Annotated in this window: 10 protein-coding genes; 3 read left to right on the top strand and 7 right to left on the bottom strand. The window is 73.2% G+C overall.

Features of this window, described 5'->3' with window-relative positions:
• Window positions 1–240 precede the first annotated feature (240 nt).
• Together D0D28_RS09630 and D0D28_RS09625 are read right to left on the bottom strand one after the other, a co-directional pair.
• Entirely contained in the window at window positions 241–1,107 is an 867-nt protein-coding gene (locus tag D0D28_RS09630) for an SMP-30/gluconolactonase/LRE family protein (RefSeq protein ID WP_116110390.1), read from the bottom strand.
• A 212-nt stretch (window positions 1,108–1,319) separates the two neighbouring features.
• The gene (locus D0D28_RS09625; protein WP_240323146.1) at window positions 1,320–1,577 is read right to left on the bottom strand and encodes a VOC family protein; all 258 of its coding nucleotides are present in this window, start codon (window positions 1,575–1,577) and stop codon (window positions 1,320–1,322) included.
• Between the two features lie 28 nt (window positions 1,578–1,605).
• Here D0D28_RS09625 and D0D28_RS09620 point away from each other — a divergent pair, with 28 nt between their 5' ends.
• A complete protein-coding gene (locus tag D0D28_RS09620; RefSeq protein WP_094008534.1) occupies window positions 1,606–1,830 on the top strand; it encodes a hypothetical protein in 225 nt (74 codons plus the stop codon).
• Window position 1,831: 1 nt separating this feature from the next.
• Here D0D28_RS09620 and D0D28_RS09615 read toward each other — a convergent pair whose 3' ends face one another.
• Together D0D28_RS09615 and D0D28_RS09610 are read right to left on the bottom strand one after the other, a co-directional pair.
• Window positions 1,832–2,554, bottom strand: coding sequence for a class I SAM-dependent DNA methyltransferase (locus D0D28_RS09615; RefSeq protein ID WP_116110389.1), 723 nt, complete (start codon window positions 2,552–2,554; stop codon window positions 1,832–1,834).
• A gap of 62 nt (window positions 2,555–2,616) precedes the next feature.
• Window positions 2,617–3,783, bottom strand: a complete 1,167-nt coding sequence (locus D0D28_RS09610) for a helix-turn-helix domain-containing protein (protein ID WP_094008532.1) — start codon at window positions 3,781–3,783, stop codon at window positions 2,617–2,619.
• A 148-nt stretch (window positions 3,784–3,931) separates the two neighbouring features.
• On the opposite strand from D0D28_RS09610, the gene D0D28_RS09605 reads away from it, so the two are divergent.
• A complete protein-coding gene (locus tag D0D28_RS09605) occupies window positions 3,932–5,749 on the top strand; it encodes an NAD(P)/FAD-dependent oxidoreductase (protein WP_116110388.1) in 1,818 nt (605 codons plus the stop codon).
• Between the two features lie 133 nt (window positions 5,750–5,882).
• On the opposite strand, the gene D0D28_RS09600 is transcribed toward D0D28_RS09605, so the two are convergent.
• A complete protein-coding gene (locus D0D28_RS09600) occupies window positions 5,883–6,857 on the bottom strand; it encodes an SDR family NAD(P)-dependent oxidoreductase (protein ID WP_116110387.1) in 975 nt (324 codons plus the stop codon).
• A gap of 132 nt (window positions 6,858–6,989) precedes the next feature.
• On the opposite strand from D0D28_RS09600, the gene D0D28_RS09595 reads away from it, so the two are divergent.
• Window positions 6,990–7,214 carry a hypothetical protein gene (locus D0D28_RS09595; protein WP_094008529.1) on the top strand — a complete coding sequence of 75 codons (225 nt, stop codon included), beginning with the start codon at window positions 6,990–6,992 and terminating at the stop codon, window positions 7,212–7,214.
• A gap of 113 nt (window positions 7,215–7,327) precedes the next feature.
• Here the strand turns inward: D0D28_RS09595 and D0D28_RS09590 are convergent, their stop codons facing one another.
• Together D0D28_RS09590 and D0D28_RS09585 are read right to left on the bottom strand one after the other, a co-directional pair.
• Window positions 7,328–8,695, bottom strand: coding sequence for a tripartite tricarboxylate transporter permease (locus D0D28_RS09590; RefSeq protein WP_116110386.1), 1,368 nt, complete (start codon window positions 8,693–8,695; stop codon window positions 7,328–7,330).
• Window positions 8,692–9,096 carry a hypothetical protein gene (locus D0D28_RS09585; protein ID WP_094008527.1) on the bottom strand — a complete coding sequence of 135 codons (405 nt, stop codon included), beginning with the start codon at window positions 9,094–9,096 and terminating at the stop codon, window positions 8,692–8,694. Before D0D28_RS09585 ends, D0D28_RS09590 begins: the two co-directional genes overlap by 4 nt.

The following is a 9,096-nucleotide window of genomic DNA, read 5'->3' as shown; positions in this document are numbered from 1 at the left end:
CGTCAGATGTGGATAGGGGACGGGGCTGGCGAGGGGCTTCGCCGGGGCGCTCCGCGCGGGCGAGCTGCGGCGGGCGGGCTTGACCGCGGCGATTCCCGGGCCGCGAGGGCTTCTCCGGGCCGGTCCGCGCCACCAGCCCGGAGAAGCCCCTCCGCGGCGGGGGCGGCAGCCCCCTCGGCTGCCGTCACCGCACCGGCCCTCGCGCCCCGTCACCCAGTGGCCTGCCAGGCTCGCGGCCGGTCAGAAGCCCTCCACGAAACGGCGCGGCGGCAGTCCCCGCACGCCCACTTCCGCTCGGTACAGCAGGCCGCCCTCGCCGTCCTGCCGGGCGCTCGTCACGTACAGTTCGTCCAGGTCCGGCCCGCCGAAGGCGCAGCTCGTCGGGCACGCCGCGGGCACGTCGACCGTCGTGAGGCGGTCGCCGGACACCGGGTCCAGCCGCCACACCTGCCCGGCTCCCCAGATCGCCACCCACACGCCTCCCGCCTCGTCCACGGTCAGCCCGTCCGGCAGCCCCACCCGGGGCGACACGCGCCGCAGCACCCGCCGTCCCGACACCTCGCCCGTCGCCGGGCGGTAGCGCCACGCCGCGATCTCCCCGGCCGCCGTGTCGACGTGGTAGAGCACCTGCCCGTCGGATGACCAGTCCAGGCCGTTCGACATCCCCAGCCCCCGCACCGCCACCGCGACACTGCGCCCGGCGACGCAGAACAGCGCCCCGATCCGGCGGCCGTCGTGCGTGGCCGAGCCGGCCCAGCACCGCCCGCGCGGGTCGATCGCGGCGTCGTTCATGCGCGCGCCCGCCTCGAGCGGCAGCTCGAGGATCGGCGACGTCCGTCCCGAGCGCGGGTCGAGCCACGCCAGGCCGCGTTCGGTGACCGCCAGCAGGTCGTCGCCAGGGCCGAGTTCGACCGCGCTGACCCGGGTGTCCAGCCCGACCGTGATCCCCGACCCGGACGGCGTCACGTTGTGCAGCCGCCGGCCGGGGATGTCGACCCAGTACAGGACCCCCGCGGGGTCCCACAGCGGCGACTCGCCGAGTTCGCTGCCTGCGGTGCCCACGCATTCCGCCTGGCACAGCGCCGGGCCGCGCTCGGAACCGATCATGAGACCTCGACTTCGCTGGGTTTCACTAGCCGAAGAGCATATCTCAATACACGGATTGCGCTAGCCCCGGAAGCCGGGCCACCGGCTCTGCGGACGGCGGCCTCGGCGAAGACGGCCTTGACCGCCGTCGTACTCGTAGGCGGCGAGGAGCGGTTCGATGGGCGGCGGGATGCGGGCGGCGTCGCGCACCAGCCCCGAGTCCCGCGGGGGCCTCAGCCGTGGTGCACCGCCTCCACGTTGTGGCCGTCGGGGTCGCGCAGGAACACCGCGTAGTAGCCCGGGTGGTACTCCGGCCACTCGCGCGGCTCGTGCAGCACCTCGACACCCGCCTCGACCGCCGCGGCGTGCACGGCGTCCACCGCGTCCCGGCCGGGCGCGCGGAAGGCCACGTGCAGCTCGCGTGTCTCGCCGCCGCGGGCGAACTCAGCCAGAACTCGGGCTGCCCCTCCGGCCGGCTCCGCCTGGCGCACAATGGGGAGACCGACGAGAGGGGACACCGTGCCCGACGAAACCACGCCCGAGGGCGACTACACCGAATCCGGCGTGCCGAGCTTCGACTTCGTGCGCGACCGCATCGAGAACCGCCACGCCACGGCCCTCGGGTCGACGGAGCTGGCCGGGGAGACCCCGGAGGCGGCGGCGTTCGAGGAGAAGCTGGCCGACCGGGACCGCGCCGCGCGGGACAAGCTGGCGGAGATCCGCCGCGAGATGCGCGGCGAGTGAGTCAGGGCTTCTGCCACACCGAGACGTGCTTGCGGCTCTCCCCGGTGAACGGCTCGCGCGTCCAGTCCGCCCACCGCTCCCGCAGCCGCATCCCGGCCAGCTCGGCCATCAGGTCCAGCTCGGCGGGCCACACGTAGCGGAACGGGATCGACCGGAACGCGCCACGACCACCGGTGACGTCGACGTAGTTCGAGCTCATCGCCTGCGTGGCCACGTCGTACACGTCGTAGGCCCAGCTCGTCGCGCCGACGCGGAACGGCACGACGGTCTGGCCGGGCGGGAGCTGCCGCAGCGCGGGAACCCCGACCTCGACGACGAAGCAGCCGCCGGGTTCGAGGTGCGCAGCGGCGTTGCGGAAGCACGCGACCTGCTCCGCCTGGGTGGTCAGGTTCATGATCGTGTTGAACACCAGGTAGGCGACCGCGAACGTCCCCGGCGCGGTCGTCGTCGCGAAGTCGCCGATGGTCACGCCGATCGCGTCGCCGCCGGGTTTGGCGCGCAGCCGGGCCACCATGGCGCGGGACAGGTCGATGCCGTGCACCGGCACGCCGCGGGCCGCCAGCGGCAACGCGATCCGGCCGGTGCCGATGCCCAGTTCGAGGGCCGCGCCGTCGCCGGCCAGCCCAGCCAGGAAGGCAACGGTCGAGTCCACCACGGCGGGGTCGAACTCGGCCGCCTCCGACTCGTCGTAGGTCGCGGCGACCTCCTCGCCGAAGTAGTCCATGGCCGGACGGTAGCGCGCGGCACCGCGATGAGGCTCGGCATTTTCACAGCCGGACCGGGCCGTCAGCGCACCGTCATCCGCACGCCCTCGGCCAGCCGGTAGGGGCGCGTGTCCACCAGGGCGCCCAGCAGCCGCCGGAGGCGGGAGATCTCCGCGCGCACCGTGACGACGTGCTCGGCGTCCCCGTACAGCGCGCGGCTCAGCGCCTCCGCCGACAGGCCCGCGGGGCCGGCGCGGTGCAGCAGCACCAGGATTTCCGCGTGGCGGCGCGTCACCTTGCGCCGCCAGCCCGCGTCGCCGCCCTGCAGGGTCAGCAGCGGCGTGTGCGTCAGGTCCAGATCGAGCGTCACCCGGCGGTCGGGGCCGGCCGGGCGGATCAGCCAGCCCTCGGCCAGCCGCTCGGGCAGGCACGCGCCGAGCCCGGGCACCGCGATCGGCTCCCCCGCCGACGGCGCGGCGATGCGGTCGCCCACCGACACGCCCGCGCCGGCGGCGACCCAGCCGTGGTCGTCGACCAGCAGCGCGGGGCCGGTGGCCAGCAGCGGTTCGCCCACCTGGCGCAACCGGTCGAGCCGCCGCTGGTGCCAGCGCCAGATCTGCGCCTCGGCGAGCCGCCGCCCGGTGTCCACCAGCGCACCGATGGCGGGGTGCAGGGTGAGCGCGGGGCCGCTGACGTCGATCACGCCGAGCAGGTCCCCGGTGCGCGGGTCGTGCACCGGGGAGGCGGTGCAGTACCACGGGTGCTGGTTCTGCTCGAAGTGCTCGCCCGCGAGCAGCTCGACCGGGGCGGCCTCGGCCAGCGCGGTGCCGATCGCGTTGGTCCCGACGCGTTCCTCGGTCCACTCCGCGCCCTCGAAGAAGCCGAGGTCGTCGGCGCGGCGGCGCACGCCCGGGGTGCCCTCGCGCCACAGGATGACGCCGTCGGCGTCGGTGACGACCAGCAGCACGTGCGGCATCGCGCCGAGCACCTGCTTGAGGTCGCCGACCGCGTCGCGCAGGGGCGAGTTCTCCCGCCGCCGGGCCAGCTCGTCCTCGCTCAGCCAGTCGCGCGCGTTGAGGCCGTCGGCCTTCAGCCCGAGCCCGATCACCCGCTCCCAGGACCGGGACACGATGTCGCGCGGGCGCAGCGGCGGGCGGCCGCCGGCGATGACGGCGTCGTGCATGCGGATCAGGTCGCGGGCGTAGGCGGGCAGGCTGCGGCCGGGCGGGACTGCGCCGGGCACGCTCACGCTCCACCTCCGCACCACTGCGTCGACGATCGAGCATAGGTGCCGCTCACGCCCGCGCCAAGACGTGCAATTCGCTGCAACCGTTGCCGGTCACCCCTCCGGGCGGCTGTGATCGGTGTTACATCCCCAACGGCGAGGAGGAGTGGCGATGACACAGACGATCGACCGGGAGGCGCCGGCGCGGTCGCCCCAGGCGCGCGTGGACGCCTGGCTGGCGCGGTTCGAGGCCGCGCTCGCGGCCCGCGACGTCGAAGCGGCGGCCGGTCTGTTCGCGGTCGACAGCTTCTGGCGCGACCTGGTGGCGTTCACCTGGAACATCAAGACCGTCGAAGGCCGCGAAGGCGTCGCCGACCTGCTGTCCGCCTGCCTGGACGACACCGATCCGTCGGGTTTCCGCACCACCGAGACCCCCACCGAGGCCGACGGCGTCACCGAGGCGTGGCTGGAGTTCGAGACCGCCACCGGCCGGGGCAAGGGTCACCTGCGGCTCACCGACGAGGGGGCCTGGACGTTCCTGACGAGCCTGCGCGAGCTGAAGGGCTTCGAGGAGCCGCAGCGCGAACGCCGGCCGAAGGGCGTGCGGCACGGCGTCGTCCGGGGCCGCCGGTCGTGGGCCGAGGAGCGTGAGCTGGAGAAGGCCGAACTCGGCTACGAGCGCCAGCCCTACGTCGTGGTGATCGGCGGCGGGCAGGGCGGCATCGCGCTCGGCGCGCGGCTGCGGCAGCTCGGGGTGCCGGCGCTGGTGCTGGACCGGCGCGAGCGGCCCGGCGACCAGTGGCGCAAGCGGTACCAGAGCCTGTGCCTGCACGACCCGGTCTGGTACGACCACCTGCCCTACCTGCCGTTCCCGGAGAACTGGCCGGTGTTCGCGCCGAAGGACAAGATCGCGGACTGGCTGGAGATGTACACCCGGGTGATGGACGTGCCGTACTGGACGCGGTCGGAGGTGAAGTCGGCCTCCTACGACGAGGACACTGCACAGTGGACGGTCACCGTCGACCGGGCGGGTGAAACCGTGGTGCTGACGCCGAAACAGCTCGTGTTCGCCACCGGTATGTCGGGCAAGCCGAACATCCCGTCGTTCCCCGGGATGGATGTCTTCGAAGGCGAGCAGCACCACTCTTCGCAACACCCGGGGCCGGACGCCTACGCGGGCAAGAAGGCCGTGGTGATCGGGTCGAACAACTCGGCGCACGACATCTGCGCGGCGCTGTGGGAGCACGGCGCGGACGTGACGATGGTGCAGCGGTCCTCGACGCACGTGGTGAAGTCGGACTCGCTGATGGAGATCGGCCTCGGCGACCTGTACTCCGAGCGCGCGGTGGCGAACGGGATCACCACCGACAAGGCCGACATGGTGTTCGCGTCGCTGCCCTACCGGATCATGCACCAGTTCCAGATCCCGGTGTACGAGCAGATCAAGCAGCGCGACGCGGACTTCTACGAGCGCCTGGAGAAGGCCGGTTTCCTGCACGACTGGGGCGACGACGGGTCCGGCCTGTTCATGAAGTACCTGCGGCGCGGGTCCGGCTACTACATCGACGTCGGCGCGTCCGAGCTGGTCGCCGGCGGTGACATCAAGCTGGTGCGCGGGCAGGTCGACCACCTGGCGCGGGACGCCGTGGTGCTGTCCGACGGGACGGAGCTGAAGGCCGACCTGGTGGTGTACGCGACCGGGTACGGGTCGATGAACGGGTGGGTCGCCGACATCGCCGGGCAGGAGATGGCCGACCGGGTCGGCAAGTGCTGGGGCCTGGGCTCGGGGACGACGAAGGACCCGGGGCCGTGGGAGGGCGAGCAGCGGAACATGTGGAAGCCCACGCAGCAACCCGGGTTGTGGTTCCACGGCGGGAACCTGCACCAGTCGCGGCACTACTCGCTGTACCTGGCGCTGCAGCTGAAGGCGAGGTACGAGGGGATTCCGACACCGGTGTACGGGCTGCAGGAGGTGCACCACCTGTCGTGAGGCTTCCGGGTCCCGGCTGTCGACGGGGCGGCCGGGACCCGGGTTCCAGCTGAGGCGAACCGCCGCGGTGCCGGGGCGGGGCGGCTTCCGGGTCCCGGTCGCCCGGGGGGCGCGGCCGGGACCCGGGTTCCACCTACGCGAACGCGTTCACCCCGGTCAGCTCCGCCGACAGCGTCCACAGCCGGTCCGCCTGCTGCGGGTCCACCGCGTAGTCGCGGACGCCCAGGAACATCGCCGGGCGGCCCGGGCCCGACGGGAGCGGGTCACCGGAGGCGGGCTCGGCGATGTCGCAGTCCTCGCAGTACACGCCGCCCATTCCGGCCAGCCCCGGCGACGTCGCGGCCCACACCTGCGTCGCCGCGCCCTGTTCCGGGGTCTTGAACCAGTCGGCGATCGGCTCGCCGTTCTCGTCGACCCAGCCGTTCGCGATCTGCTCCTCCAGCGGGATGTGCCGCTGCAACGGCGTCAGGATGCTGCCCGGGTGCACCGAGAACGCCCGCACCGCGGACGGCTCCCCCAGCTTGTCCAGCTGCACCGCGAACAACGCGTTCGCCGTCTTGGCCTGCCCGTACGCCTGCCACTTGTCGTAGCCCCGCTCGAACCAGAGGTCGTCCCAGCGGATGGCGGAGAAGTGGTGGCCGCGCGAGGAAACGGACACGACCCGGGCGCCCGGCGCGATCGCCGGCCAGAGGCGGTTCACCAGCGCGAAGTGGCCCAGGTGGTTGGTCGCGAACTGGGCCTCCCAGCCGGGCCCGACCCGCGTCTCCGGGCAGGCCATGATCGCGGCGCTGCCGATCACGATGTCGATGCGACGCCCGGACGCCAGGAACCGCTCGGCGAAGGCCCGCACGCTCGCCAGGTCGCCCAGGTCCAGCTCGTCCACCTCGGCCAGGTCGCGCAGCGCCGCCTTGGCCGCGTCCAGCTGCCGGGCCGGGACGACGACGTGCGCGCCGGCCGCGGCCAGTGCCCGGGTGGTCTCCAGGCCGAGGCCGGAGTAGCCACCGGTGACGATCGCGAGCTTGCCGGACAGGTCGATGCCGCGCAGGACCTCGGCGGCGGTGGTCGACGCGCCGAAACCGGATCCGATCTTGTGCTGTGCCGTGGTCATGGCGCCGAAGCTAGGTGCTGGACCGCGCTCCAGGTCAAACCTTCTTCGGGGACTTGACTGAATCTACAGCGCGAGCTACATATATTGGTGTCAGCGGTGTGGACGCAGGACCTCCCCCGGGAGTGATTCGCGATGCCGGACGTGCTGGAGCAGCTCGGGTTCGCCGACCTGGTGTGCGACGACCCGGACTGGCTGCGGGACGAGTTCGCCGCGATCATCGACGCCAACTTCGGCGAAGCGGAGCGTCCACGACCACGGCCGCCGGCGATCCCACTCCCCGAGCCCGCCGGGCGGCCACGCGGCCCCGAGCGGGTGTCCCAGCCGTGGCGGCGTCAGCGCTCGCCTCCGCGCTCGTGAACGAACCCGTGGCCCACGACGAAAGGAGGACAGGCGCGAACGATCGTTTCCCGAAACATCCGCGATCTCTTCCTGAGCCCCGCCGCGTCCGCCGCGGCGGGGCAGTCACGTGCTCAGCCGAGGACGAGCGGCACCAGCAGCACGGCGACGTAGTAGGCCATGAACTGCACGCCGGAGGTCATGCCGAGCATGCGGTTCGCCAGGCCGCCGACCGCGCCGACGGTCAGGCTCACCGCGAGCGCGAGCGGCCCGCCCTCGTACCAGGCCACCACCGCGATCAGCGCCACGAACGCGCCGATCAGCGCCTCGTGGCTGATCCGCCGCGCGACCCAGCCGCTGGCGGCCCGCGCGTAGCGCATCGCGAACGGGTACACGACCAGCCCGGCGATCGCCACCCCGATCAGGCTGAACACCAGGAACTGCCAGGAGCTGAGCAGGGTGTGCAGGTTGTGCACGCCCCCGTCCGCGCCCTTGACCGTGTAGACCGGCGGCGCGTTGAACAGCGCCGCCGCGGGACCGGCGGCGACCGGGCTCAGCGGCAACCCGAACGCGACGAGCGGGATGAGCGTCTCGGCCAGGTAGGTCGACTCCGTGGTGCCGTTCTTGACCGCCATCAACGTGGTGAGCCTGCGGTAGGGGTGCTTGATCCGGGACCCGGTGATCTCCCCCGCGAGCACGGTCGCGGCGACCGGGCTGAGCATGAACGTCGTGGAGGTGACCCCGGCCGCGGCAGCGGTCGCGGCCGCCTGCCTGCCGTCGAGGATCCGCAGCGGGTTGGGGATCCAGCGCCGTCCCGTGCCGCTGTCCGGGGCGAGCCAGAACGGGCGCGGCCCGGTGCGTTCCAGGGTGCGCCGCCCGCTGCGGGAGGATGCGATGAGCAGATCCACCACGAGCGGCCCGATCGCGATGCCGAGGAAGAAGCTGATCGACAGGCTCTTGTCCAGCTGGTCGGTGGCGACCGTGTTGAGCCCGGTCACCAGCAGCGCGAACGGCACGATCGCGGCGATGCTGGCCCAGCGGCCCGGCGAGAAGTAGCCGACGAAGATCGCGGCGGCGCCGAACACGAACGGCGCCACCGTCTTGATCGGTCCGGCCAGCGGGGCGAGCAGGGACGCGACCCCGACCGCGACCGGGACCGCGAGGAACGCGGCGACCAGCCCGCCGGCCAGTGCCTTGCGCAGCGCGATGTGCGGGGCGCCGAGGCGGCGCAGCGCGGTCGCGTCGTCGAGCAGCGGCACCGCGGTGGTGTCCCCCGGGATGCCCAGCAGCGTGGTGGGGATCGCGTGGGTCATGTGCTTGCTGACGGCTCCGGCGATGAAGAACGTCAGCACCCCGGCCGGCGGCACGCCCAGCAGCACGACGAGCAGCGTGACCGGGGCGAGGGTGGAGGTCTCGTCGGTGCCGGAGACCAGGCCGATCGCCGCGAACACGACCGCGCCGAGCAGGCCCATGCCCAGGGCCCACAGCAGGTCCGGGGTCATGCCCGCACCTCCGGCGCGGTTTCGCGGACCAGGCCCAGCTCGGCCATCTCGGCCCGCACGCGCGGCGGCAGCTCGGCGAACGTCTCGGCGGTGCCGCCCAGGCGCTCCAGTTCCGCCAGCGCGGCCTCCCGGTCCGCGGCCTGTTCGGCGCCGAACGTCCGCTTCGGACGGAACAGGCGGGCGCAGACGGCGGCGGCGAGCACGCACGCGGCCAGCCCGGCCAGCAGGGCGTAGCCACCGGCCAGCGAAGGCGTGTCGACCACGGCCCCGAACAACGCTTTCGCGCCGAGGAAGGCCGGCAGGCCGGCGGCCACGCAGATCACGATGGACGCGGCCAGGTGCCGCAGGTCGACGGCGTCGTTCCAGACGACGACGTAGGGCGGCTCTTCGTTGAGTGCCAT

The organism is Amycolatopsis ruanii, from assembly GCF_003385175.1.
Taxonomy (GTDB): domain Bacteria; phylum Actinomycetota; class Actinomycetes; order Mycobacteriales; family Pseudonocardiaceae; genus Amycolatopsis_E; species Amycolatopsis_E thermalba.
Note: the sequence above shows the minus strand (reverse complement) of the source record. Positions and strands in the feature narration are given on the sequence as shown.